This is a genomic window from Streptomyces sp. NTD91, assembly GCF_059510455.1.
In genome coordinates this window covers 13,807-37,023 of the sequence record NZ_JCAJZW010000013.1, presented here as the reverse complement: position 1 = coordinate 37,023, position 23,217 = coordinate 13,807, and the positions used below count along the sequence as shown (strand labels likewise).

The 23,217-nt window shown below is 72.0% G+C and carries 23 protein-coding genes and 1 pseudogene; 14 read left to right on the top strand and 10 right to left on the bottom strand.

The window, feature by feature from the left end:
* Positions 1–214: 214 nt before the first annotated feature.
* Together AC5WRT_RS16045 and AC5WRT_RS16040 are read left to right on the top strand one after the other, a co-directional pair.
* A complete protein-coding gene (locus AC5WRT_RS16045) occupies positions 215–1,111 on the top strand; it encodes a DMT family transporter (protein WP_496094685.1) in 897 nt (298 codons plus the stop codon).
* Positions 1,112–1,133: 22 nt separating this feature from the next.
* Entirely contained in the window at positions 1,134–1,649 is a 516-nt protein-coding gene (locus AC5WRT_RS16040; RefSeq protein ID WP_496094684.1) for an NUDIX hydrolase, read from the top strand.
* Positions 1,650–2,059: 410 nt separating this feature from the next.
* Here the strand turns inward: AC5WRT_RS16040 and AC5WRT_RS16035 are convergent, their stop codons facing one another.
* Positions 2,060–3,064, bottom strand: a complete 1,005-nt coding sequence (locus AC5WRT_RS16035) for an NADP-dependent oxidoreductase (RefSeq protein ID WP_496100338.1) — start codon at positions 3,062–3,064, stop codon at positions 2,060–2,062.
* Positions 3,065–3,182: 118 nt separating this feature from the next.
* Here AC5WRT_RS16035 and AC5WRT_RS16030 point away from each other — a divergent pair, with 118 nt between their 5' ends.
* The 4 genes and pseudogenes from AC5WRT_RS16030 to AC5WRT_RS16015 all read left to right on the top strand — a co-directional run.
* On the top strand, positions 3,183–3,482 hold the full coding sequence (locus tag AC5WRT_RS16030) for a hypothetical protein (RefSeq protein WP_496094682.1): 300 nt from the start codon (positions 3,183–3,185) through the stop codon (positions 3,480–3,482).
* Between the two features lie 175 nt (positions 3,483–3,657).
* The gene (locus tag AC5WRT_RS16025; RefSeq protein WP_496094681.1) at positions 3,658–4,680 is read left to right on the top strand and encodes a phosphotransferase family protein; all 1,023 of its coding nucleotides are present in this window, start codon (positions 3,658–3,660) and stop codon (positions 4,678–4,680) included.
* A 6-nt stretch (positions 4,681–4,686) separates the two neighbouring features.
* Positions 4,687–5,901 (top strand): acyl-CoA dehydrogenase family protein, encoded by a 1,215-nt coding sequence (locus AC5WRT_RS16020; protein WP_496094680.1) that lies wholly within the window; start codon positions 4,687–4,689, stop codon positions 5,899–5,901.
* Positions 5,902–6,169: 268 nt separating this feature from the next.
* Positions 6,170–6,463, top strand: a pseudogene (locus AC5WRT_RS16015) (LysR substrate-binding domain-containing protein); the annotation flags it as partial.
* Here the strand turns inward: AC5WRT_RS16015 and AC5WRT_RS16010 are convergent.
* The 3 genes from AC5WRT_RS16010 to AC5WRT_RS16000 are packed head-to-tail and all read right to left on the bottom strand — an operon-like array spanning position 6,402 to position 9,470.
* Positions 6,402–6,995, bottom strand: a complete 594-nt coding sequence (locus AC5WRT_RS16010) for a TetR/AcrR family transcriptional regulator (protein WP_496094679.1) — start codon at positions 6,993–6,995, stop codon at positions 6,402–6,404. The pseudogene AC5WRT_RS16015 and the gene AC5WRT_RS16010 overlap by 62 nt on opposite strands.
* A gap of 25 nt (positions 6,996–7,020) precedes the next feature.
* The gene (locus AC5WRT_RS16005; RefSeq protein WP_496100337.1) at positions 7,021–8,700 is read right to left on the bottom strand and encodes a class I adenylate-forming enzyme family protein; all 1,680 of its coding nucleotides are present in this window, start codon (positions 8,698–8,700) and stop codon (positions 7,021–7,023) included.
* A complete protein-coding gene (locus AC5WRT_RS16000) occupies positions 8,697–9,470 on the bottom strand; it encodes an SDR family oxidoreductase (RefSeq protein ID WP_496094677.1) in 774 nt (257 codons plus the stop codon). Before AC5WRT_RS16000 ends, AC5WRT_RS16005 begins: the two co-directional genes overlap by 4 nt.
* Positions 9,471–9,574: 104 nt before the next feature.
* Here AC5WRT_RS16000 and AC5WRT_RS15995 point away from each other — a divergent pair, with 104 nt between their 5' ends.
* The gene (locus AC5WRT_RS15995; protein WP_496094676.1) at positions 9,575–10,795 is read left to right on the top strand and encodes an exo-beta-N-acetylmuramidase NamZ family protein; all 1,221 of its coding nucleotides are present in this window, start codon (positions 9,575–9,577) and stop codon (positions 10,793–10,795) included.
* An 83-nt stretch (positions 10,796–10,878) separates the two neighbouring features.
* A complete protein-coding gene (locus AC5WRT_RS15990) occupies positions 10,879–12,183 on the top strand; it encodes a serine-threonine protein kinase (RefSeq protein ID WP_496094675.1) in 1,305 nt (434 codons plus the stop codon).
* 402 nt (positions 12,184–12,585) lie between these two features.
* Here AC5WRT_RS15990 and AC5WRT_RS15985 read toward each other — a convergent pair whose 3' ends face one another.
* A complete protein-coding gene (locus tag AC5WRT_RS15985; protein WP_496094674.1) occupies positions 12,586–15,372 on the bottom strand; it encodes a penicillin acylase family protein in 2,787 nt (928 codons plus the stop codon).
* Positions 15,373–15,592: 220 nt separating this feature from the next.
* Here AC5WRT_RS15985 and AC5WRT_RS15980 point away from each other — a divergent pair, with 220 nt between their 5' ends.
* Together AC5WRT_RS15980 and AC5WRT_RS15975 are read left to right on the top strand one after the other, a co-directional pair.
* Positions 15,593–16,195, top strand: coding sequence for a hypothetical protein (locus AC5WRT_RS15980; RefSeq protein ID WP_496094673.1), 603 nt, complete (start codon positions 15,593–15,595; stop codon positions 16,193–16,195).
* Between the two features lie 114 nt (positions 16,196–16,309).
* A complete protein-coding gene (locus tag AC5WRT_RS15975) occupies positions 16,310–17,038 on the top strand; it encodes a 3-keto-5-aminohexanoate cleavage protein (protein WP_496094672.1) in 729 nt (242 codons plus the stop codon).
* Here AC5WRT_RS15975 and AC5WRT_RS15970 read toward each other — a convergent pair.
* Entirely contained in the window at positions 16,984–17,202 is a 219-nt protein-coding gene (locus AC5WRT_RS15970; protein WP_496094671.1) for a hypothetical protein, read from the bottom strand. The two genes, AC5WRT_RS15975 and AC5WRT_RS15970, sit on opposite strands and share 55 nt — an antisense overlap.
* 59 nt (positions 17,203–17,261) lie before the next feature.
* Here AC5WRT_RS15970 and AC5WRT_RS15965 point away from each other — a divergent pair, with 59 nt between their 5' ends.
* Positions 17,262–18,329 carry an RNA ligase (ATP) gene (locus AC5WRT_RS15965; RefSeq protein ID WP_496094670.1) on the top strand — a complete coding sequence of 356 codons (1,068 nt, stop codon included), beginning with the start codon at positions 17,262–17,264 and terminating at the stop codon, positions 18,327–18,329.
* 62 nt (positions 18,330–18,391) lie between these two features.
* On the opposite strand, the gene soxR is transcribed toward AC5WRT_RS15965, so the two are convergent.
* Positions 18,392–18,850, bottom strand: a complete 459-nt coding sequence (soxR, locus tag AC5WRT_RS15960; RefSeq protein ID WP_496094669.1) for a redox-sensitive transcriptional activator SoxR — start codon at positions 18,848–18,850, stop codon at positions 18,392–18,394.
* A 121-nt stretch (positions 18,851–18,971) separates the two neighbouring features.
* Here soxR and AC5WRT_RS15955 point away from each other — a divergent pair, with 121 nt between their 5' ends.
* Entirely contained in the window at positions 18,972–19,433 is a 462-nt protein-coding gene (locus AC5WRT_RS15955; RefSeq protein WP_496094668.1) for a MaoC family dehydratase, read from the top strand.
* 9 nt (positions 19,434–19,442) lie between these two features.
* On the opposite strand, the gene AC5WRT_RS15950 is transcribed toward AC5WRT_RS15955, so the two are convergent.
* The 3 genes from AC5WRT_RS15950 to AC5WRT_RS15940 form a co-directional block, all read right to left on the bottom strand.
* Positions 19,443–20,066: a TetR/AcrR family transcriptional regulator gene (locus AC5WRT_RS15950; protein WP_496094667.1), complete on the bottom strand. Its 624-nt coding sequence runs from the start codon at positions 20,064–20,066 to the stop codon at positions 19,443–19,445.
* 91 nt (positions 20,067–20,157) lie between these two features.
* Positions 20,158–20,445, bottom strand: coding sequence for a YiaA/YiaB family inner membrane protein (locus tag AC5WRT_RS15945; protein WP_496094666.1), 288 nt, complete (start codon positions 20,443–20,445; stop codon positions 20,158–20,160).
* 60 nt (positions 20,446–20,505) lie between these two features.
* The gene (locus AC5WRT_RS15940; RefSeq protein WP_496094771.1) at positions 20,506–21,657 is read right to left on the bottom strand and encodes an acyl-CoA dehydrogenase family protein; all 1,152 of its coding nucleotides are present in this window, start codon (positions 21,655–21,657) and stop codon (positions 20,506–20,508) included.
* A 101-nt stretch (positions 21,658–21,758) separates the two neighbouring features.
* Here AC5WRT_RS15940 and AC5WRT_RS15935 point away from each other — a divergent pair, with 101 nt between their 5' ends.
* Both AC5WRT_RS15935 and AC5WRT_RS15930 read left to right on the top strand, forming a co-directional pair.
* On the top strand, positions 21,759–22,406 hold the full coding sequence (locus tag AC5WRT_RS15935; RefSeq protein ID WP_496094665.1) for a TetR/AcrR family transcriptional regulator: 648 nt from the start codon (positions 21,759–21,761) through the stop codon (positions 22,404–22,406).
* Between the two features lie 40 nt (positions 22,407–22,446).
* Complete coding sequence (locus AC5WRT_RS15930) at positions 22,447–23,160, top strand: ArsR/SmtB family transcription factor (protein ID WP_496094664.1); 714 nt, start codon at positions 22,447–22,449, stop codon at positions 23,158–23,160.
* Positions 23,161–23,217: the final 57 nt, after the last annotated feature.

Here is a 23,217-nt window from a genome sequence, read left to right as displayed (position 1 = left end):
AAGGAACTTGGGTGACTCCCCGCAGGTGGGCACCGGTGCGGGTCAGGTGTTCCGGCGCACGTTGTGGCGTACGCCATGGCGCCGGGCCGCCCGGCCCCACACGATGGCGAGTCAACTGCTCTGTTCCGCGCACTTCCGGGCCAAGGCCGTACCGGGGGCGCTACAGTCGGCCACTACGCACCCGTGGTCCGGCCGGATGATCGAGGTACGCAGCGTGTCCGTTCTGGTTCTCCTTCTCGCCGTGAGTGCCGCCTGCTGTCTGGGCCTGGGGTTCGTCCTCCAGCAGAACGCCGCGCAGAAGGCGCCGTTGAGCGACTTCCTGACGTTCCGGCTGCTGCTCGACCTGATGCGGGTGCCGCGCTGGCTGGGCGGCCTGGGACTGATGATCGCCGGAATGGTGCTCGGCGCGGTCGCCCTCGGCAAGGGCGAGATCTCCCTGGTCGAACCGCTGCTCGCGACGAACCTGCTGTTCGCGCTGGCCCTGTCCCGGCACCAGACCAAGCAGCCCCTGGGCCGCCAGGGCTGGGCGGGGCTGCTGCTGCTCGCGGGCGGGGTGAGCGCGTTCATCCTGGCCGGCGAGCCGCGGGCCGGCCACGCCATCGCCGATCCGCTGCGGCACTGGCTGATCATCGGCGCGATGGTCGGCGCCGCCCTGGTGCTCACGACGTACGGCAAGCGGTCAAGGCTGAGCTGGGGCCCGGTGTTGCTGGCCACGGCCGCCGGGCTGCTGTACGGCGTGCAGGACGCGCTGACCCGGGTGAGCGGCACCCGCTTCTCCGAGGGCGGCCTCACCGTGCTGTTCGCCGGCTGGCAGCCGTACGGCGTCCTGGTGTGCGGGGCTACCGGGCTGCTTCTGGTGCAGAGCGCCTTCGAGACGGCACCGCTGCGCATGTCGCTGCCCGCGCTCACCGCGGCCGAGCCGCTCGCCGGGATCCTGTGCGGCGTCGGCTTCCTCGGTGACCGGCTGCGCACCGACACCGGGGCACTGGCCTGGGAGGCGGCCGGTCTCGCGGGCGTGGTCGCGGGCATCGTGCTGCTCGGGCTGCACCCGGCGATGCCGTGCGGGGCGGCGGAGGCGGAGCCCCCGGCCCGGGACCTGCAGCGGCGCTGAGCCCTCTGCTTGGATGGCCCGTATGAACCCCGCTGACGAGATCCTCGACATCGTCGACGAGAACGACCAGGTCGTCGCCCAGGCCCCGCGTGGCGAGGCATACGCCCGCGGGCTGCGCCACCGCTGTGTGTTCGTCCAGGCCCGGGACGCGGACGGCCGGCTGTTCGTACACCGGCGCACCGCCACCAAGCTGGTCTTCCCGGCGCTGTACGACATGTTCGTCGGCGGTGTCGTCGGGGCGGGCGAGTCCTACGACGAGGCCGCGCTGCGGGAGGCCGAGGAGGAGCTGGGGGTGAGCGGCCTGCCCCGGCCGACGCACCTCTTCACGTTCCTGTACGACGACGGCGCCGGGCACAGCTGGTGGTCGGCGGTGTACGAGGTGCGCTGCGAGCTGCCCGTGCACCCGCAGGCCGAGGAGGTCCAGTGGCACGGCTTCCTGCCCGAGGAGGAGGTCGAGCGGCGGCTCGGGGAATGGGAGTGGGTGCCGGACGGGCTCGCGGCGTACGAGAGGCTGAAGGCCTTCCGGGCGGCCCGGTGACCGCCCGGTGGGGCGGTCCGTGAGCGACGAACCGCTGGGTGCGCTGCGAGCGGGCGGTCCCGCGCGTGGCGACGGTCGTGGTCGGACCGTCGGGATGGGCGGGACGGAGCCCCCGGGGGCCGCAGCCGCACCTTGCCCGCCCGGCGCCGTACGGCCCGCCCGGCGCCGTACGGCCCTCTCGGCCGCCGTGCTCGCCGTCGAGGCCACCCTGCCCGGCGGCCCCACGGCCACCGGGGCGACCCTCTGCGGCCTGTGCTGCGCGCTGTTTTTGCGCTCCCGCGAGGGTGCCGCACCGCCGGATCCGGGCGCCTCGCGACCGGATCCGGCCCCGCGGCGCTCGCTCCCGGCACCCGACGGTGACGCCGTCCGCGGCGGCGCTCACGGTCCGGAAGGGCAGGGAGGTGCCGGGGTCAGAAGGTGCCTTCCTGGCTCATGCGGTACGGGGTGCTGCCCTCTTCCCTGGTCCAGACGTCGCCCTCGTCCCGCTCGGTGTCCACCGTGACGACGATCTTGCCGCGGGTGCGGCCCTCCTGGTTCCTGCGGTGCGCGTCCGCCGTCCGCTCCAGCGGGAAGGTCTCCTGGACGTGCACCGAGACCACGCCCCGGTCGGCCAGGTCGGCGAGCGCGGCCAGGTCCTGGGCGTCGGGGCGGACGAAGCAGTAGCGGCCGCCGAGGGCCGCCACCCGCGGGTCGGCGATCGACGCCAGCCGGCCCTCCGGCGCGAGCAGGGCGGCCAAGGCCGTCAGCGTGTCGCCGCCGACGGTGTCGAGGACCGCGTCCACGCCGTCCGGGGTGAGCGAGCGCACCCGTTCGGCCAGGCCCTCGCCGTAGGTGACCGGCTCGCCGCCGAGGCCGCGCACATAGGCGTGGTTGCGTTCGCTCGCCGTGCCGATGACCCGGGCGCCGAGGTGGGTGGCGATCTGCACGGCGAGGGAGCCGACCCCGCCGGCCGCCGCGTGCACCAGCACGGCGTCACCGTCTCGCACCTGGAGGGCCTTGACGAGCACCTGGTAGGCGGTGAGCCCGGCGAGTGGAAGGCCCGCGGCCTCCTCGAAGGACAGGGTGCGCGGCTTGCGGGCCAGAGTGCGCACCGGCGCGGCGACGTACTCGGCGAAGGTCCCGCGGGAGAGGAAGTCCTCGCGGCAGTAGCCGATGACGTCGTCACCGGCGGCGAACTCGGTCACCGCAGCGCCGGGCCGGACGACCACCCCGCTGACGTCCCAGCCGGGGATCACCGGGAAGACGGCGTCGAGGAAGGCGTCCAGACGGCCCTCGCGGCACTTCCAGTCGACCGGGTTGACGGCCGCCGCCCGGACCTTGACCAGCACCTGGTCGGGGCCGACCTTCGGGTCGCGCACCTCGCCGTACTCAAGCACCTCGGGCCCGCCGTAACGGCGGTAGCTGATGCCCTTCATGTCCTCGACCCTCCGGGGTACTCGAACGCCACGCAAGCGGTATGAGTGATATGTATCGTATGACCGATTCGCACCTAGCCTGTCCGTCGCCGACCCCGTACCCCCGAAGGTGAGCACCATGACCACCCCTCACCAGGAACACACCGAGCACGGCACGCACCGCCACGGCCCGGGCTGCGGACACGACGCCGTGCCGCACGGCGACCATCTGGACTACGCGCACGACGGGCATCTGCACCGCGAGCACGCGGGTCACTGGGACGAGTGCGAACCGTCCGGGCACGCCGTCCACCAGGATCACGAGCACGTGCACCGCGACGAGTGCGGGCACGTCCGGGTGCGTCACGGCGACCACGTCGACTATCTGCACGACGGCCACCGGCACGCCGCGCACGAGGGCCACTGGGACGACCACTGAGCCCTGAGGGCAGATGGGCAGAGGACCGACGGCTTTCCGGCAGCACGCCGGGAGGCCGTCGGCCTATGGTGGCTCCCGTCACGTTCGGCCTCATGACCGGTATACCCACTGGACGGCATACCGACCGGTCGGCATCATGAGTCGCGTCGTGTTCACCCGTTCGTAGGAGTGATGTATGAGCGCCGACCACCCGCCCGGACTCGACCTGGACCGGCTGCGCGCCCTGCTCGGCCGCGAGCGCCCCGGTCTGGTGACCGGCCCCCTGACCGGCCGGCTGATCGAGGGCGGACGGTCGAACCTCACCTACGCCGTCTCCGACGGGGCCTCCCGGTGGGTCGTGCGACGGCCCCCGCTCGGTCATGTCCTGGCCACCGCGCACGACATGCGGCGCGAGCACCGCGTGATCAACGCCCTGCACCCGACGAACGTGCCGGTCCCGCACCCGGTGCTGCTGTGCGAGGACGAGGAGGTGCTCGGGGCGCCGTTCTACGTCATGGAGTTCGTCGAGGGCACCCCGTACCGCACGGCCCCGCAGCTCGCCCCGCTGGGCGCCGAGCGCACCCGGAATGCGGTGCTGTCCCTGGTGGACACGCTGGTCGAACTGCACGCGGTGGACCCCACCGCGGTGGGCCTCGAGGACTTCGGCCGCCCGGAGGGCTTCCTGGACCGGCAGCTGCGCCGCTGGGGCAAGCAGCTGGACGCCTCGCGCAACCGCGAGCTGGCCGGTATCGACGAACTGCACGCGGTCCTGGGGCGGGAGCTGCCGCGCTCGCCCGCCCCCGCCGTCGTGCACGGCGACTACCGGCTCGACAACGTCCTCATCGGGGGCGACGACCGGATCAGGGCGATCCTTGACTGGGAGATGTCGACCCTCGGCGACCCGCTCACCGACCTGGGCCTGCTGGTGATGTACAGCCGGCCGCTGGGCATGCCCGACTCCCCGGTCTCCACCACCGCCGAGGCGCCCGGACACCCCTCTCCCGAGGAACTGGTCCAGCGGTACGCCGAGCGCTCGGGCCGGGACGTCTCGGCCGTCTCCTGGTACGAGGCGTTCGCCTGGTTCAAGCTCGCCGTGATCCTGGAGGGCATCCACTACCGGTACACGCTCGGCCAGACGGTCGGACGCGGCTTCGACCGGATCGGGGACCTCGTGCCCGTCTTCATCGACCACGGACTGACCACTCTTCAGGAAGGCTGAACAGTCATGGACTTCGCGTTCGACGCGCGCACCGAGGAGCTGCGCGCCAAGCTGCTCGCCTTCATGGACGAGTACGTCCACCCGGCCGAGCCGGTGGCGGAGGAGCAGCGGGCCGCGCTGGCCTCCCCCTGGGACACCCCGGCCGTGGTGGAGGAGCTGAAGGCCGAGGCCCGCCGGCAGGGCCTGTGGAACCTCTTCCTGCCCGACGCCGAGTACGGCGCGGGCCTCACCAACCTCCAGTACGCGCCGCTCGCCGAGATCACCGGCCGCTCCCCGCATCTGGCGCCGACCGCGACCAACTGCGCGGCCCCCGACACCGGAAACATGGAGGTGCTGGCGCAGTTCGGCGACGAGCGGCAGAAGAAGCAGTGGCTGGAGCCGCTGCTGTCGGGGGAGATCCGCTCGGCGTTCGCGATGACCGAGCCGGAGGTGGCCTCCTCGGACGCCACCAACATCACCACGCACATCGAGCGGGACGGCGACGAGTACGTCATCACGGGCCGCAAGTGGTACATCTCCGGGGCGATGAACCCGGACTGCAAGATCTTCATCGTGATGGGCAAGACCGACCCGGACGGCACCGACATCCGCCGCCAGCAGTCCATGGTCCTGGTCCCCCGCGACACGCCGGGTGTGACCGTCAAGCGCGCCATGCAGGTCTTCGGTTACGCGGACCACTCGCACGGCGGCCACGCCGAGGTGGTCTTCGACCACGCGCGCGTGCCCGTCGCCAACCTGATCGGCGAGGAGGGCGGCGGCTTCGCCATCGCCCAGGCCCGGCTCGGCCCCGGCCGGATCCATCACTGCATGCGGCTGATCGGCATGGCCGAGCGGGCGATCGAGCTGATGTGCCGCAGGGCGGTGTCCCGTACGGCGTTCGGCAAGGCGCTGGCCCAGCAGGGCGTGGTCCAGAACTGGATCGCCGACGCCCGGGTGACGGTGGAGCAGTTGCGGCTGCTGGTGCTGAAGACGGCCTGGCTGATGGACACCGTCGGCAACAAGGGCGCCCACACGGAGATCCAGGCCATCAAGATCGCCACCCCGCGTGCGGTGGTCGGCATCCTGGACCGGGCCATCCAGCTGCACGGCGCGGGCGGGGTGAGCCAGGACTTCCCGCTGGCCGAGCTGTACGCGAGCGCCCGCACCCTGATGCTGGCCGACGGCCCGGACGAGGTGCACCAGCGGTCGCTGGCCCGGCGGGAGTTGAAGAAGTACCTCTAGGGCGTGTTTCGAAAGTCCCGTCTGGTCCGCGACGCCTGGCACGGCACCTCGCCGCGTTGTCGGGATCGTCCCCGTACGCCCGGTACGAGGACGACCCTCCGCCCTGCGATGCACCGCACCAGACGCCGCGGACCCCGCCCTCCGGGCGGACGACGCCACTTTCGAAACACACCCTAGTGCCCCGGCAGGCGACGTTCGCCCCGTCGCGCAAACGTCGCCTGCCGGGCGCCAGTAACCGCCCGAGTAGTGGTGGTCCTCGCGGGCCAGGGCCCGGAGGAACGTCAGCAACCGGTGGACCCAGATCGGGCTGCTGGTGGACCTGGTGCGGGCCGGGATCGGGGTGGCGTTCGTGCCCCGGGCCATCGGGGAGCGGGCCGGGCTGCCGTGCGTGCGGACACGGCAGCCGGAGCCCGGCCGTACGGTCGTCCTGGCGGGCCGCGGCGAGCGGCCCCGCAACCCGGCGGCCGCGGCCCTCGTCCGTCACCTCACGGACGGCCGCGTCAGGGGCGCAGTGCCCGCAGCAGCAGGTCGGCGAGGTGATCGGCGACCTGCTGCGGGGTGAGGGGGCCGTCCGGGCGGTACCAGGTGGACAGGTGGTGGACGGAGCCGAAGTGGTAGTCCACCACCAGGTCGGCCGGAGTCGCCGTGGAGAAGACGCCCGTCTTCTGGCCCTCCTCGATCAGCGCCCGGAATCGTTCGTGGTACCGCCGGCGCTCGGCACGGACCTGCTTGTTCTTCTCCGGGCTGAGGTGGTGCATCGACCGGAAGAAGATCATCGCGTCGTCGAGGTTGTCGATCGTCGTGACGACCACGTCCGCCGCGGCGGCTCTGAGCCGTTCCTCCACCGGTGCCTCCATGCCGGCGAAGTGGTCCAGCCGTTCCTGCTGGATGCGCAGCACGCGCGCGTACACCTCGTGCAGGAGCTCGTCCTTGGAGCCGAAGTAGTGGTAGAGCGCCCCCTTGGTGACGCCGGCCGCCTCCACGATCTCCTGCACGGAGGTGCGGTCGTATCCCTGCTCGGCGAAGAGCCGGGTGGCGGCGGCCAGCAGCCGCTGCGGAACGGGCGTCCCGTCTCCGTCCGTCGTCCTGGGCACTGCCGCCACCTGCCTTTCTCGTCGCCTACTGACCGGCGTCGCTGTCGTCGTGCCCGCGGGAACGCAGTTCCCGACGGAGGATCTTCCCACTCGCCGTCTTGGGCAAGTCGGGGAGGATCTCCACCTGACGCGGGTATTTGTAGGCGGCCAGTCTCTCCTTGCAGTACAGCGCGAGTTCGTCCGGGGCCGCCTCCGCACCCGGACGCAGGCTGATGTACGCCTTCACCGTCTCGCCGCGGTAGCCGTCCGGGACACCGACGACGGCCGCCTCACGCACCGCCGGGTGGGTGTACAGCACGTCCTCGACCTCGCGGGGCCACACCTTGAAGCCGGACGCGTTGATCATGTCCTTCTTGCGGTCGACGACGTAGAGCCAGCCCTGCTCGTCCATGAAGCCGATGTCGCCGGTGCGCAGCTCGCCCTCCGGGAAGGACTCGGCCGTGGCCTCCGGGCGCCGCCAGTAGCCGGGGACCACCTGCGGCCCGCGTACGACGATCTCGCCCTGCTCCCCGAAGGGCACCTCCTCGCCCTGCTCGTCCACGATCCTGACGACCGTGTCGGCGCCGGGCAGGCCCACCGACAGGGCCCCGGAGACGGGGTCCACGGGCGCCTCGAGGCCGGGCGGGACCGAGGCGCAGGGCGCGGTGCACTCGGTGAGGCCGTAGCCGACCCGGATGTACGGCCCGAAGCGCTCGCGGAACTGTTCCACCAGGGCCGGGGGCACGGGTGCGCCGCCGGAGGAGATGTTCACGAAGGAGGCGAAGTGCTCCCGGGTGGCGTCCGGGCGGGCGGCCAGCGCCATGAACGCGGTGGACGGTCCGACCGTGTAGTGCGGGTGGTGCTCGGCGAAGGCCTCCAGGACCACTCCCGGCTCGAAGCGGTGGGTGAGCACCAGACTGCCGGCGCTGTTCAGGCAGGCACCGAACTGGCACACCATGCCGGTGATGTGGAACAGCGGCGCGAGCGCGTGATAGACGGGCGCCTCGGGCAGGGCGAGCCCGGTCCGCTGCCGCTCGGCGTTGTGCATGATGTTGCCGTGCGTGTTGGTGGCACCCTTGGGCTTGCCGCTCGTACCGGAGGTGTAGCTGATCAGCGCGATGTCGTCGGGGCGCGGGTCGCGGTCCGAGGGCGCCGTGCCGCCCTGTCGGGCGACGGCCACGAGGTCGTCGGCGTCCGGGGCCTGGGGCAGGCGCTCGAAGCCGAGCACGCGCGCGTCGTCACGGGTCTGGAAGTCACGCTCGGTCGCGGTGAGCACGATCCGCACCGGCGAGTCGGCGGCCGTCTTCCTGAGGTACGCCTCCCAGGCCCGGTCGGAGCAGATCAGCGCGGCCGCTTCGGCGTCGTGCAGAATGTGCCCCATCTCGCCCGACTTGTACATGGGGTTGACCGGGACGACGGTCGCGCCCGCCTTCCAGGCGCCGAGGACGGCGAGCACGAAGTGCGGGGAGTTCTGCAGCAGCACGGCCACCCGGTCGCCGCGCTCCAGCCCGCGCTCGGCGAGGTGGGCGGCGACGGAGTCGCTCAGCTCGTCCACCTCGCGGTAGCTCAGCCGCGCGTCGAAGTAGGCGAGGAAGGTGCGCTCGGGGGTCTCGGCGACGACACTGCGCAGGGCGTGCACCAGCGAGTCGGCGGGGTCGATCGGGGCGCGCTGGGTGTCGTCCAGGAGGGCGAGCCAGGGACGCGCCGCGTACCGGGAGGCGGTCACCGGGACTCCTCCCACGTGCGCTGGATGTGGTTCATGCCGGCCAGCCAGCGGTCGGGGGTGGTGGCTCGCGCCGCGTAGTACTCGGCGACCTCGGGGTGCGGCAGGATCAGGAAGCGGTCCTCCTCGATGCCCCGGAACAGGGCGTCGGCGACGGCGTCCGGTGCGATCGCGGTCGGCTGGAGCACCAGGTCCCCGGCGCTGCCGGTGGCGGCCAGCATGTCGGTGCGCACGCCCTGCGGGCAGATCGCGTGCACCTTCAGGCCCCGGTGGCGGTACGTCAGCGACAGCCACTCGGCGAAGGCGTAGGCGCCGTGCTTGGTGACGCTGTAGGAGGGCGCCCCGATCATGGTGAGCAGTCCGGCGGCCGACACCGTGGACACGAACCGCCCGGCGCCCCGCTCCACCCAGTCCGGCAGCAGCTCGTGGGCGGCACGGACGTGCGCCATGACGTTGACGTCCCAGGAGGCCGCCCAGGACGTCTCGTCGAGCGGGCCGTCCGTGCCGCCGTCCTCGAAGGCGACGCCGGCGTTGGCGCAGTAGACGTCGACGGTGCCGCCGAGCGCGTCACGGGCGTCGCCGACGATCGCGGAGGCGTCACCGGGCACGGCGATCCCACCGATCTCCTCGGCGACCGCCTTGGCCTTGTCGCCGTCCAGGTCGTTCACGACCACGCGGGCGCCCTCGGCGGCGAAGCGCCGGGCCAGCGCGGCCCCGATCCCTCCGCCGGCCCCCGTGACGACCACTCCCGCATCCTGCACGGCTTCCACCATCGGTCTCCTTCGACACGACTCAGCGCGGCGCGCATCGGCTCTGACCGAGCCAGACTAACCGGTCGGTATGTGTGAAGGAAGGCCCACTGCATCAACCTCTGGTCATGCATCTGTCCAGACGGAACCTCCTCGCATCGGCAACCGTGGCGGCCCTTCCCGCCGCGCCCGGCCACCGTGACGATCCGCACACGGGGTTCGAGAGACTCGCGGCCGACGGCTACTCCCTGTTGACGGGCGCACGGGTCGGCATCGTCACCAACCCCACCGGCGTCACCCGCGACGTCCGGCACGTCGTCGACGTCATGCACGCCGATCCCCGCGTGCGGCTGACCGCCGTCTTCGGCCCGGAGCACGGCTTCCGCGGCACCGCGCAGGCCGGCGGTTCCGAAGGCCGCTACGACGACCCGACGACCGGCCTGCCCGTCTACGACACGTACCTGAAGAGCGGACAGCAGCTCGCCGACGTCTTCACCGCCGCCGGCGTCGACACGGTCGTCTTCGACATCCAGGACGTCGGCGCCCGCTTCTACACCTACATCTGGACGCTGTACGACTGCATGGAGGCCGCGCAGCTCGCGGGCAAGCGGTTCGTCGTCCTCGACCGGCCCAACCCGGTGACCGGCCGTCAGGCCCTGGGCCCGGTCCTGCACAAGGAGTTCGCCACGTTCGTCGGCCGGCAGCCGATCGCCCAGGCCCACGGCATGACCGTCGCCGAGCTGGCGCGGCTGTTCAACGGGGAGTTCCTGAGCAGGCCGGTCGAGCTGGACACCGTCCTGATGACCGGGTGGAGGCGGTCGGACTGGTACGACACCGCCACGCTGCCGTGGGTGCCGCCGAGCCCGAACATGCCGACCCCGGACACGGCGCTCGTCTACTCCGGCACCTGCATGTTCGAAGGCACCAACCTCTCCGAGGGCCGGGGCACCACCAGGCCCTTCGAACTGCTCGGCGCCGACGGCGTCGACGGCCGCTGGGCCGACGCCGTCAACGAACTCGCGCTGCCCGGCGTGCGCTTCCGGGAGGCGTACTTCGCGCCCACCTTCTCCAAGTTCCAGGGCAGGACGGTCGGCGGCGTGCAGATCCATGTCCACGACCGGGCCGCCTACGACCCCGTGCGCACCGGGATCGCGCTCCTGGTGACCGCCAAGAAGGTCTGGGACGGCTTCGCCTGGCGGCCGGACGACTGGATCGACAAGCTCACCGGCTCCACCCGGGTGCGCACGATGATCGACGCGGGTGCCGGCCCGGACGAGGTGGTCGGCGCCTGGCAGGAGGAGCTCACCGCGTTCCGGCGGATCCGGAAGGAATATCTCCTCTACAGGTGAGCCGCACGGTATGGCCAACTTCGCCCCTGCGCAGGACGATACGCCCGTAACGCATCGTTTCCGGGGGGACGAGGGAGCCTGACATGGCGGATCCTGGGATGAGCGTGACTCCCTACTGGGAGCTGACCTTCGACGCGGACGGGGACGTGGACGGCCCCGAACGCGACCGGCTGGTGGCGCAGGTCACGGCGCGGGGCGTGCGTGACCTGATCGTCTTCGCCCACGGCTGGAACAACGACCGCTCGGGCGCGACCGCGCTGTACCGGAGCTTCTACGCGCCGGTCCCGGCGCTCGCGCCGCGGGCCCGGCTCGGGTATGTCGGGGTGATCTGGCCGTCGATGCGGTTCAGCGACGAGCCGATCCCGGACTTCCCGCGCTCCGTGGCCGCCACGGAGGCACAGGCGGCTCCCGGTCCCGCGCTGGACAAGGACACCCGGCGCGCCCTGCTCGCGACCTTCCCCGGCCGGGCACCCGTGATCGACCAACTGGCCCGGATGCTGGACGAACGACCCGCCGGCGACGGGGCGTTGACGGAGTTCGGGCGGCTGGCGGGGCTGCTGGTGGAGGACGGGCGGCGGCAGGGCGCGGCCGACACGGACGAGGACGGCGAGCCTGCCGTGTTCACCGGGGACCCGGCGACCGCGTGCGCCGAGTTCGCCGACGCGCTCGCGGCGGTCGGCACACCCGGCGCGCCGGCTGAGGGCTTCAGCCTCCCGAACCCGTGGGACGGCGCCAAGGAACTGCTGCGGCAGGCGACGTACTACACGATGAAACGGCGGGCCGGGACGGTCGGCGAGCACGGGCTCGGGCCGGTGGTCGGACAGTTGGCGCATGCGGCGCCCGGCGTGCGGGTGCATCTGGTCGGGCACAGCTTCGGTGGAAGGCTGGTGTCGTTCGCGCTGCTCGGGCTGCCCGACGGGGTGGGCGCGGTGAAGTCCGTGACCCTGCTCCAGGGCGCCTTCTCGCACTACGCCTTCGCGGACCGGCTGCCGCAGGCCCCGGACAGGGCGGGGGCGCTCAAGGACCGGCAGCGGCGGATCGACGGCCCGCTGGTGTGCTGCTACTCGCACTTCGACACGGCCCTGGGCACCTTCTATCCGCTGGCCTCCCGGCTGTCGGGGGACGACCGCTCGTGTCTGGGCAGCGAGATCGCGGCCGTGCTGGGACCGGAGTGGGGCGCGATGGGGCACGACGGGGTACAGGCGGTACCGGGGACCGCGCGGCTCGACCTCGTGGCGGCACTGGCCGGCGGCCTGCCCACCACGGGCTGCGCCAGCGTCGACGCCTCCTCGGTCGTCCGCCGCGGCGGCCCACCGTCCGGGGCGCACAGCGACATCGTGCACCCCGAACTGGCGCGGGTGGTGCTGGCGGCAGGGCGGATCATGTGAACCGACGCCGACGGACGGCGGCCCACCGCCGTCGGCTCACGCGTCGTGGGCCACGGGCGTCGGCCCACAAGTGCCGGCCCCCGGAGGGTGGCCGCGTCGGCCGGCTCCGGGCGCCGGCCGACGCACGTCGACCCGCGCACCCGGGCCAACCGGCGTCGGCCTGCCGGCACCGACCCACCGGCACCGGCACCGGCACCGGCACCGGCCAACGCGTGTTCGCCAAGACCGGCTTGCCGACAGCCGTTTGCCAACAACTGTTTGCCGACGTCCGTTCGTCAACGCCCGTTCGCCGACATCAACGCGCCTGCCAACACCGGTCGGCCAACGCCGGTCGGCCAACTCGGTGCGGCAAGGCCGATTCACCAAGGCCGGTCTGCCGGGCGCCGGTTCGTCCGCATCCGCTCACCGGTGCGACATGTACTCCACCACCTGCTGGAACGTCGGCCGGTTCTGCCAGCTGATCTTGCCGTGTCTGATGCCGCCCAGGGTGCGCTGGACGATCGAGTCGGCGCACCACTGGTCTCCGGCCGAGCACTGGTCGTCACCCGGGTACACCTGCGCGGCGGTCATCCCGGCCGCCTGGTCCAGGGTGCCGATCAGCACGTCACGACAGGAGCCGAGGCTGCCGCCGCCGCAGTACTCCTCGGCGAGGCCGCCCTGGACGTGCTCCCCGAGCACCGCCCGGATGTCCTTGTCGACATAGCTCCACCAGCCGTACTGGAAGGAGCTTCCCGCGTGCGAGCCGGTCGGGCCGTGCCCGGCGGACGGGGACTCGTCGATGGAAAGGTCGCTCGTCAAGGCGTTGTACAGATCGCTGCCGAGGCCCGGCTCGAACTCCGCCTTGACCAGCAGCGGCCACCAGGCGTCCAGGATGCGGATCGCGTCGGCGTCGGCGTAGGCGTGCGAACCGGCGGACGTCTCCGTACGCTTGGCGCCCGCGTTCACCCACGCCTGCAGCTTGCTCACCGCCGCGGCGGCCGTGGAGTCGGTCACCGTCGAGGAGCCGATCACCTTCAGCAGCTTCGGCAGTACGTCCTCGGCGCGCAGATCGGCGAGGGCTGCGTCGGCCATGGCCTGCACCAGTTCGGCGCGGGTCACCCCGCCGGCCGAGACCAGCTTCTTCACCCGGTCCTCCAGCAGGTTGCCCCGGTGCACGGACCCGTCGCCCCAGGACGCGGTCGTGTAGTCCTTGGCCTGCTTGTTGTTCCAGGAGACGTAGTAGTCCTGGTCGACGGAGTTGGGGTGGGCGGAGGGCGGGGTGTAGTCGGCGGTGTTGGTGGCCGGGTCCCAGTTCTGCCACTCGTACGCAGGTTGTGCCCACACCGGGAACTCCGCGTCGACGCCGGACGCCCGGACCGGGTTGTCACCGCTGTTGTAGTACGCGGTGTGCTGGGAGTCGGCGTAGAACCAGTTGAAGGTGTAGTTGATGTGCTGGGCCGCGGCCTGGAAGTCCTTCGGTCCCTTGACGAAGTCGGGGTCGTTCAACATCTGGAAGCCGATGATCGAGTCGGCCTCGTGCAGATAGGACGAGCGCAGGGTGGTGTAGGCGACCTTCTTGCCGCCGACGGTCGCGCGGTACTCCACCGGGCCGTACTTCGTCCGCCACACCCGCATGGTGTACGACCCCGCGGGAGTGCTGTCGGCGGTGGTCGGTGACCAGGCGTTCTTCTGCTCGACCTTGTCCATGGCCGTACAGGTGCCGTGGTACAGGTAGTGGTGGTCGTCCTGGCACAGCTCGACGGCGTAGGTGTCGATGATGTCCTGGCCGGAGGTGGTCGCGCTCCAGGAGTAGTCCTGGCCGCGGCCGAGTTCGACGTACATGCTCAGGCCGGCGAAGGAGGCGCCGCGGGCGCTGATGCCGGGGCCCTGGATCTCCTGGAGCATGAGGAGCTGCGGCGCGAAGTAGCCGGTCTGCGGCCCGAAGACGGCGACGGGATGGCCGCTGGCGGTGTACTTTCCGCTCACGACGAGCGCGTTGGACATGCCGCGCCTGGCCGAGCCGAGTGTGGTCCTCGCCGCTGTGGCCGAGGAGCTCCTGGCGGCGGCGGTGGCCGCGCTGCCCGTACGGTCGTAGACCAGCGGTTCCTGGGTGACCGAGCCCGGGTCGGGCAGTGCCTCGCCCTTGGCGTCGGCGGGTTTGCCGCCGTACGGGAAGCTCTGGCCGTCGTGGACGGTGAGGACGGCCTCGGGGTCGTTGCGCTCGCGGAAGGACTCCCAGACCCTGGTGCCCTCCTCGACGCCGTACTTCTGCTGGGCGGCGAGCAGGGAGAGGGCGTTGTCGACCTCGCCGCCTCCGCCGGAGCCGAACAGGGAGCCGATGACGGAGGCGAGCGCCACGAGGTCGGTGACCTTGAAGTGGTCGATGGTGCCGGCGTTGGTGATCGGGTCCTTGTGGCCGGTCAGGTCGTACTCACCGGGGAAGTAGCGGCCGCTGTCGGAGGCGTCGATGTAGGCGTTGACGCCGTCCAGGTAGGCCTTGACGTCGGCGAGGGCCTGCTGACCGCGGGCGCCGTTCCTGGCCACCGCGTTGTCGATCTGCGCCTGCAGGTCGGCCTCGGTGTAGGGCGCGTTGCGGTAGAACTGCTGCTCCAGGCCCTGGTTGGCGGCGGCGCCGCCCGCGAAGGAGGTCAGCTGGCCACGGCCCACGTGCCGGAAGACGTCCATCAGCCACAGCCGGTCCTCGGCCGCCGCGTAACCGGCGCCGTACTCGGTGCCGTACCGGGTCGTGCCCGTGATGTGCGGCACACCTGTCTTCTTGTCCCGGACGATCGTCACGTCACTGCGTCCGCCCGGCTTCTCGGTGGAGGCGACCTGGTCGGACGGGACGCCGAAGGAGGCGTCGTCGAAGAAGTTGTTGATCGTGGCGTCCGTGAGGCCCTTGTAGCCGGTGGCCAGGCCTGCGTACGGGCCGAGCTGGTCCTCGGCGTGCGAGGGCTGGGTGCCGAAGGCCTGGTTGAGCAGGATCTGGGCGAGGGTGGCGTTGCCGTTCTCGCCGGGCGGCAGGATGTCCGAGCACCGGCCGCCGCAGTAGTCGTTCGAGTTGGCGGCGGTGGCGGCGGCGGCCTGCTGGGTGAGTGGGGAGAGAAGTCCGGCGACGAGAACGCATATGGACGCCGTCTTCAGGAACCCGGAGAAGCGGCGGGACGTTCTCAGTCTGTCAAGGGTGGTTCGTGGGGTTCGCCGTGGCATGGCAGCTCCTAGCGACAGAGGTGGCCGAACGTTACCGCCGGTATCCCCGGGTGTGAAGATGAGCATGCGTCACTTTCCGGAGTCCGCAAGCAGAACGCACGAGAAGACCACACGAAGAGATGGAGCCGAATCGCCTGTCGATACGTCTATTCGGCGACGTCCGTGCGACGACGCCGAAGTGACCGAAGTACAGGTGCAGGTGTGACGGAGGTGCAGGGCGATGGCAGGTTTCCGGAGTCTGGCGAGACAAGTACGAGATCCGCGCTGCGATCTGGCGCTGCGGCGGTACTCACTGCGCAAGTGCCTTGAGAAGTTCGCCCCTTACGGGCATCGGGCGACCTGGGACCATCTGTGCTCCCGGGCGGGCTTCGGCCCCGAGGACCGCTCCCCCGACCCGGCGCGGCTCGTGGCCGCACTGGAGGAGCTGGAGGAGGCCCGGTCCGTGTGGCTCGCCTACGAGACCGACTTCACCGAGCGGCGCAGGAAGGAGAAGCACGACGGGCTGCGCCGGCCGGGCAGCGTGGACGACTGGCACCGGCTCACCTGGGGCGGCTTCGGGGTCGCCTGGTGCGACGACCCGCGGGTCCACCCGGACGAGCCCTTGGCGGAGGTGCTGCGCCGGCTGATCGCCGCGCTGAACCGCGAACCGGGCTCCTCCTGCCCGGTGTGCGGCGGCGACCGTCTGGTCTGGCGGTACGACCTGGACCACGAGCCGTCCTGCGGCCCGGTCTGCACCGACTGCGGCATCCTCGTGCCGCGTCCCGTACTCACGCCGCGGGCGCTGGAGTTCGCCCGCCGGGGGGCGTTGCTGATGTCGGCCTGAGCGCAGGTCGCCGATCGACGGGGGGCTTTCTCAAGGGGGGCGTGCAGGGGGTGCCGCGCCCCCTGCGGTGCCGGCGGCCCGGCCGTTGTCAGTGCCGGCCGGCACCATCGGAGCATGGTGCAGGTGTGTCTGAACGGAAGCCGTTCGGCGGCCGAGGGCGCGGTGCTGCCACTGTCGCCGGAGGACATGGCCCGCTCGGCGGCGGAGGCCGTCGCGGCCGGGGCCACGGAGGTACACGTCCATCCGAAGACGCCGTGCGGGCAGGACAGCCTCTCACCGCGCGTCCTCGCCGCGGCCCTGGAGGCGATACGGGCCCGGGTGCGGGTGCCGGTCGGGGTGACCACGGGCGCCTGGGCGGAGCCCGACCCCGCGGCCCGGCTCGCCCGGGTGCGCAGTTGGCCGGTGCTGCCCGACTTCGCGTCGGTCAACTGGCACGAGCCGGGGGCCGAAGCGGTCGCCGCACAACTCCTCGCCCTGGGCGTGGGCGTGGAGGCGGGCATCTGGTCTGGCACCGACGGAGCGGCCCGGTTCGCGGCCTCGGCCCTCGGACCGAGCGTGCTGCGTGTGCTGGCCGAGGCGACCGACCCGGACCCGGCGACCGCGGAGGACTCGGCGCGGTCGCTGCTCGCCGTGCTGGGCTCGGCCCACGGCCGCCCGGTGCTGCTGCACGGTGAGGAGGGCGGCACCTGGCCGGTGCTGCGGCTGGCCGGCAGACTGGGCCTGGCCACCCGGATCGGCCTGGAGGACACCCTGTTCCTGCCGGACGGCCGGCGGGCGTCCGGCAACGCTCAACTGGTCACCGAGGGGCTGGCCCAGTACGCGTCGTCCCAGCGCTCCTCGTAGGACAGCCCGACGAGCCGGGCGCGGACCGCCGGCTCCTTCTCGCCCCGGGCGCTCGGCCGCTCGGGGGTCCGCCGGACGCGCCACGTCCGGAGTTCGGCGACGCCGGCGGCGTCGCCGCCGGCCGGGAAGGCCGACGCTACCAGCGGCGAATCCGCTCGCTCCACCCGTTTCCCGTGCGGACAGTGGAGGTGATGAAACCGACCTCATGACCACGGGGAGTCCCATGTCCACGCTGCGGGTCACCGCCGAAGTGCTGACCGTCCACGAGCATCCGAACGCCGACGCGCTGGAACTGGCCCAGGTGGGTCTGTACCAGGCCGTCGTCGCCAAGGGCGCGTACCGCACCGGTGAGGTCGCCGTCTACATCCCCGAGCAGGCGGTGCTCCCGCCCGAGCTGATCGAGGAGCTGGGGCTGACCGGGCGGCTGGCGGGCGGCGAGGCCAACCGGGTCAAGGCGGTACGGCTGCGCGGCGAACTGTCGCAGGGAATCGTGTGCCGGCCCGAGGCACTGGCGGACGTGGACCTGGCCGGGGCGGCGGCCGTGGGGACCGACTTCGCGGAGCGGCTGGGCATCACCAAGTGGGTGCCGCCGATACCGCCGACCATGAACGGCGAGGTGGAGTCCGCTCCGGACCTGCTGCCGTGGGTCGACATCGAGAACATCCGGCGTCACCCGGGCATCTTCACGCCGGGCGAGCCGGTCGTGCTGACGGAGAAGCTGCACGGCTCGGCCTGCCTGCTGACGTATGTCGCCGACGGGGGACGGGTGTACGTGTCCTCCAAGGGCTTCGGCGCCAAGTCGCTCGCCCTGAGGGAGGATCCGCGGAACCTGTACTGGCGGGCGGTGCGCGGGCACGGCGTCGCCGCGGTGGCGGCAAGGCTCTGCGAGCGGCTGGGCGCCGCGCGGGTGGGCATCTTCGGGGAGGTGTACGGCACGGGGGTGCAGGACCTGTCGTACGGCGCCGACGGGCGGCGGGACACGCTGGGGTACGCGGCGTTCGACATCTCGGCCGAGGTGGACGGCACCGTGCGCTGGCTGGACGCGGAGCGGCTGCTGGAGGGGGAGCTGCCGGTGGTGCCCCGGCTGTACGCGGGGCCGTACGACGTCGAGCGGGTGCTGGAGTTCGCGAGCGGCCGGGAGACGGTGTCCGGGCGGGGGCTGCATCTGCGGGAGGGCGTAGTGATCCGGCCCGCAGTGGAGCGGTACAGCGCGGTGACCGGGGGCCGGGCGATCGCCAAGGCGGTGAGCCCGGCGTACCTGACGCGGAAGGGCGGGACCGAGTACGAGTGAGGTCGGCCGGGGGGTGGGGCAGGGGTGGGGAGGCGCCCCCGGCGCCTCCCCGTGGCCGGGCCTCAGCGCCCCTCGGCCAGCAGCCGGGACCCGGTCAGCCGCTCGCCGAACACATCGTCCGGGTTGGACAGGACGCAGGTCTCCAGGGACAGGCATCCGCAGCCGATGCAGTCGGTCAGGTGGTCGCGCAGACGGTTCAGCTGCCTGATGCGTTCGTCGAGTTCCGACCGCCACTTCTCGGACAGCCGCGCCCAGTCCTCCCGCGTCGGCGTCCGTTCCTCCGGCAGTTCCGCCAGCGCGTCGCGGATCGTGGCCAGCGGAATGCCGACCCGCTGGGCCGCCCGGACGAAGGCGACCCTGCGCAGGGTGTCGCGGGTGTACCGGCGCTGGTTCCCGGATGTGCGGCGACTGCGGATCAGGCCTTTGGACTCGTAGAAGTGCAGGGCGGAGACAGCGGCGCCGCTTCGCGCGGACAACTGGCCGACGGTCAGCTCGTGGATCTTCTCGGGAATCTGCGGCACTCCACCGAGCCTAGGCCCTGCCGGCAGCGTGCCCGTCGCGGTCCGTTGACAGGGGCCCCGCCTCCGACCATGCTAAGCAGTTGCTTAGAGCATGTGCGAGACGCGAGCGAGAGGCCGGGACATGGCAGAACCGAGGACCTTCACCTCCCCCGACGAGCTGAAGGCGGCGGTCGGCGAGCAGCTGGGGTACACCGACTGGCTGGAGGTCGACCAGAAGCGCGTCGACCTGTTCGCCGAGGCGACCGGGGACCACCAGTGGATCCACGTGGACCCGGAGAAGGCCGCCGCGGGACCGTTCGGGACCACCATCGCCCACGGCTACCTGACCCTCTCGCTGCTGCCGCTCTTCGGCCCGCAGCTCATCCGGGTCGAGGGCGTGAAGATGGGCGTGAACTACGGCACCAACAAGGTCCGCTTCCCCTCCCCCGTCCCCGTCGGCTCCCGGCTGCGCGCCACCGCGAGGATCACCGGTGTGGAGGACGTCACCGGCGGCGTCCAGGTGAGCGTCGCCTTCACCGTCGAGCGCGAGGGCGGCGACAAGCCGGTGTGCGTGGCGGAGTCGGTGTCCCGGTACTACCTGTAGCCGCCGCGGCTACTTGACCCCGACCATCCGGAGCACGAGGTCGGCGTAGAGCGCGCCGACCTCCTCGGGGGTGCGCGGGCCGTCGACGGTGAACCAGCGGGCCACGTCGATGCACAGCGACAGCACGGCCAGCGTGGTGCCCTGGACGTCCAGCACGTCGAACTCGCCCGAGGCGACGCCGTCCTCGATGATCCCGCGCACCTCGGCGTCGACCTGCCGGCGCAGTGCGACGATCTCGGCGCGGGCCTCGGGGCCGAGCGCGTCGAGCTCGTACTGCACGACCCGCGCGGTGGTGCGCCGCCCCGCGTGCCAGCGGACGAAGGAGCTGACCGCGTCGGCCAGCCGCTCGGTGGCGGTGCCCTCCCTCCGCGCGGCCGTGCGCAGGATGTCGAGGGCCTTGTCGTGACCGATCCGGCTGATCCGGTGGAGCAGCTCTTCCTTGGTCTTGTAGTGGATGTAGAGCGCGGCCGGGCTCATGCCGGCGCGGCCCGCGATGTCGCGAGTCGTCGTCGCGTGGTAGCCGCGCTCGGCGAAAGCCTCCACGGCGGCGACGAGCAGCCGTCGGGCCGCGTCCGGGGTGACCTCTTCCCACGGCTCGACTTCGCCGCCGGTCGTCTCCTCCGCCGTACTCATCGCTCGCTCACCCCTCTCGGTGACAGGAGCACCACCATACCGCCGACGGTGAGCGAGCGCTTAGCGTGCCTGCCCGGATCTCCTCGCCCGCTCAGACCTTCTCGAAGGGGTCGTGCTCGGCGAGGAGCTTCTCCAGGCGCGCCTGGTCGACGCGGCTGACGAGCTGCCCGGCCTCCTGGCGGTCCCGGATCACCTTGGCGAGGGTGAAGGCGGAGGTGACGAGGTAGAGGACGGCGATGGCCAGGAAGGCCCGGACCCAGGCGTTGGCGTTCAGCTGGTAGATACCGATGGCGGTGGCCGCCATGGCGACCGCGAAGGAGGCGACGGCCTGGCCGTGGAACGCGGCCGTGCTCTGCTGCTTGACCGGTGTGTCACTCATGGGAAGAGCATCGGCGGACGTGGTCCGGACCACATCCGCACGGATACTCAGATCGGCTACTCAGAACGCGGAGACCCCGGTCAGGGCGCGGCCGATGAGCAGCTTCTGGATCTGGCTGGTTCCCTCGTAGAGGGTCATCACGCGGGCGTCGCGCAGGAGTTTGCCGGCCGGGTACTCGTCGATGTAGCCGTAGCCGCCGAAGACCTGCAGGGCGTTGTTGGCGGCACGGACGGCGGCCTCGGAGGCGAACAGCTTGGCCTTGGAGGCCTCCACGGTGAACGGCTGCCCGCGGTCGATCAGATCGGCGACCCGCCAGGTGAGCAGCCGGGCGGCGTCCACGTCGACGGCGATGTCGCTGATCAGCTCCTGCACCAGCTGGTGGCGTGCGATGGACTTGCCGAACTGCTCGCGCTCGCCGGCGTAGCGCACGGCCACGTCCAGCGCGGCCTGGGCGATGCCGACGCAGCCCGCGGCCACCGACATCCGGCCCTTGGCGAGCGCGGACATGGCCACGGAGAAGCCCTTGCCCTCGCCGCCGAGCATCGCGGACGCCGGCACCCGGACGTCCTCCAGGACGAGTTCGGCGGTGGCCTGGCCGCGCAGACCCAGCTTGCCGTGGATGGTGCGGCGGGTCAGGCCGGGAGTGTCGGTGGGCACGAGGAAGGCGGAGACGCCCTTGTGGCCGGGGGCGTCGGTGGAGCGGGCGAAGAGGAGGACGACGTCGGCCCAGGTGCCGTTGGTGATGAACATCTTGGTGCCGTTGACGACGTAGTCGTCGCCGTCGCGTACGGCGCGGGTGGCGAGGCTGCCCGCGTCGGAGCCGGTGCCTGGCTCGGTCAGGCCGAAGCAGCCGACGTACTCGCCGGCCGTCAGCCCCGGCAGCCAGCGCCGCTTCTGCTCCTCGCTCCCCCAGGCGGCGATCGTCTTGGCGACGAGCCCGAGGGACACGGACACGATCCCGCGCACCGACGAGTCGCCGCGGCCCAGTTCCTCGGTGACCAGGCAGTACGCGAGATGGCCGCCGCCGGAGCCGCCGTACTCCTCGTCGACGGTCAGCCCGAGGAAGCCGACCTCGCCGAGCTTCTTCACGACACCCCGGTCGACCTCCTCGGCACGGTCCCACTCCACGACGTGCGGGGCGATCTCGCGCCGCACGAAGTCCCGGGCGAGCTGCCGTACGGCGGCCTGCTCCTCGCTCAGCTCCAGGTTCACCACACGATCACCCCACACAGAAAGATCTGGCGACAGATCTTGAAAGACGTACATTTAAATTAGCACTGCTAGTTTCCGGTCGCAGCCCTACTATGTGCGCCATGGCCCGACCGCGCAAGCCCCTCCTCAGCACCGACCGGATCGTCGCGACGGCCCGGGACCTCGTGGACCGGGAGGGGCTGGCGGCCGTCTCCACCCGCCGACTCGCCGCCGAGCTGGGGGTCAGCGGGCCCTCGCTCTACAACCACTTCCGCACCAAGGACGAGATCCTGGAGGCGGTCGCCGACTCGGTCAGCTCGCTGGTGGACCTGTCGATGTTCGAGGACGGCCGCGACTGGCGCACCGCGCTGCACGACTGGGCCGTCTCCTACCGGGCCGCCCTGCGCGACCACCCGAACATCGTCCCGGTCCTGGCGCGCGGCCCCGGCCGCCGCCCGGCCGCGCTGCGGCTGGCCGACGCCGTGTACGGCGGGATGGTCGACGCGGGCTGGCCGCCGGCCCAGGCGACCTCCATCGGCGCGCTGATGCGGTACTTCATCATGGGCTCCGCGCTCGGTTCGTTCGCCGGGGGCTTCGTGGACGACGCGAGCGCGTACGACCCCGCCGACTACCCCCATCTCGGCCAGGCCCACCTGCTCGCCGAACAGCAGGAGAAGATCGACGAGCGGGCCTTCGAGACGGGTCTGTCGGCGCTGCTGGACGGGCTGGCACAGCAGTACGACCGGGTACGGCAGAGCGTGCGGCGATGATGCGGCGGGGGCCGAACCGTCCCTGGCGCATGCTGGACGCATGACCGCCAAGGATCCCCAGGCAGCGGGCCTCGCCTCACTGGCCTCCCTGATCGCCGACGACACCCGGGCCACCTGCCTGCTCGCGCTGCTCGACGGGCGGGCCTGGACCGCAGGCGAGCTGGCCCGGCACGCCGGGGTGACCGCGTCGACGCTCAGCGAGCACCTGGGCAAGCTGGTCGCGGGCGGCCTGCTCGCGGAGGAGCGGCAGGGGCGGCACCGGTACGTGCGGCTCGCCGACGCGCGTGTGGCGCAACTGGTGGAGGACCTGGCCGCGCAGGTGCGGGTGCCCACGGCGACGCCACGACCCCGTTCGCTGCGGGATTCGAGCGCCAGGTCCGCGATGGCCCGGGGCCGTACCTGTTACGACCATCTCGCGGGGCGGCTCGGGATCGCGGTCACCGATGCGCTGACCCTGCGGGGGCTGCTGCGGCAGGACACGGGGTTCGCCCTGACGGACGCGGGGGTGGAGTGGTTCCGTGCGCTGGGCATCGCGCTCGAGGTCTCGGGCCGGCGTCCGCTGGCCCGTGCGTGCCTCGACTGGACCGAGCGGCGGCCGCATCTCGCGGGGGCGGCGGGGGCGGCGCTGTGCCGGCACACGCTGGATGCGGGGTGGTGCGTGCGGATCGGGTCGGAGCGGGCGGTGAAGGTGACGCCGTCGGGGGAGCGGGAGCTGTCCGCGCGGCTGGGCGTTTCTCCGGAGTCGCTGCGGTGAGACGCAGCAACGAGGGTCGGGGCCGCGGTGGCCTGCCGGTGCGTGTGCGCGGTGGCC

Bases quoted from the DNA above. Each gene is read 5' to 3' on its own strand.
- AC5WRT_RS16040 (WP_496094684.1), top strand. From the start codon at position 1,134: ATGAACCCCGCTGACGAGATCCTCGACATCGTCGACGAGAACGACCAG.
- AC5WRT_RS16035 (WP_496100338.1), bottom strand. From the start codon at position 3,064: ATGAAGGGCATCAGCTACCGCCGTTACGGCGGGCCCGAGGTGCTTGAG.
- AC5WRT_RS16030 (WP_496094682.1), top strand. From the start codon at position 3,183: ATGACCACCCCTCACCAGGAACACACCGAGCACGGCACGCACCGCCAC.
- AC5WRT_RS16025 (WP_496094681.1), top strand. From the start codon at position 3,658: ATGAGCGCCGACCACCCGCCCGGACTCGACCTGGACCGGCTGCGCGCC.
- AC5WRT_RS16020 (WP_496094680.1), top strand. From the start codon at position 4,687: ATGGACTTCGCGTTCGACGCGCGCACCGAGGAGCTGCGCGCCAAGCTG.
- AC5WRT_RS16000 (WP_496094677.1), bottom strand. From the start codon at position 9,470: ATGGTGGAAGCCGTGCAGGATGCGGGAGTGGTCGTCACGGGGGCCGGC.
- AC5WRT_RS15995 (WP_496094676.1), top strand. From the start codon at position 9,575: ATGCATCTGTCCAGACGGAACCTCCTCGCATCGGCAACCGTGGCGGCC.
- AC5WRT_RS15990 (WP_496094675.1), top strand. From the start codon at position 10,879: ATGGCGGATCCTGGGATGAGCGTGACTCCCTACTGGGAGCTGACCTTC.
- AC5WRT_RS15985 (WP_496094674.1), bottom strand. From the start codon at position 15,372: ATGCCACGGCGAACCCCACGAACCACCCTTGACAGACTGAGAACGTCC.
- AC5WRT_RS15980 (WP_496094673.1), top strand. From the start codon at position 15,593: ATGGCAGGTTTCCGGAGTCTGGCGAGACAAGTACGAGATCCGCGCTGC.
- AC5WRT_RS15975 (WP_496094672.1), top strand. From the start codon at position 16,310: ATGGTGCAGGTGTGTCTGAACGGAAGCCGTTCGGCGGCCGAGGGCGCG.
- AC5WRT_RS15965 (WP_496094670.1), top strand. From the start codon at position 17,262: ATGTCCACGCTGCGGGTCACCGCCGAAGTGCTGACCGTCCACGAGCAT.
- AC5WRT_RS15955 (WP_496094668.1), top strand. From the start codon at position 18,972: ATGGCAGAACCGAGGACCTTCACCTCCCCCGACGAGCTGAAGGCGGCG.
- AC5WRT_RS15950 (WP_496094667.1), bottom strand. From the start codon at position 20,066: ATGAGTACGGCGGAGGAGACGACCGGCGGCGAAGTCGAGCCGTGGGAA.
- AC5WRT_RS15945 (WP_496094666.1), bottom strand. From the start codon at position 20,445: ATGAGTGACACACCGGTCAAGCAGCAGAGCACGGCCGCGTTCCACGGC.
- AC5WRT_RS15935 (WP_496094665.1), top strand. From the start codon at position 21,759: ATGGCCCGACCGCGCAAGCCCCTCCTCAGCACCGACCGGATCGTCGCG.
- AC5WRT_RS15930 (WP_496094664.1), top strand. From the start codon at position 22,447: ATGACCGCCAAGGATCCCCAGGCAGCGGGCCTCGCCTCACTGGCCTCC.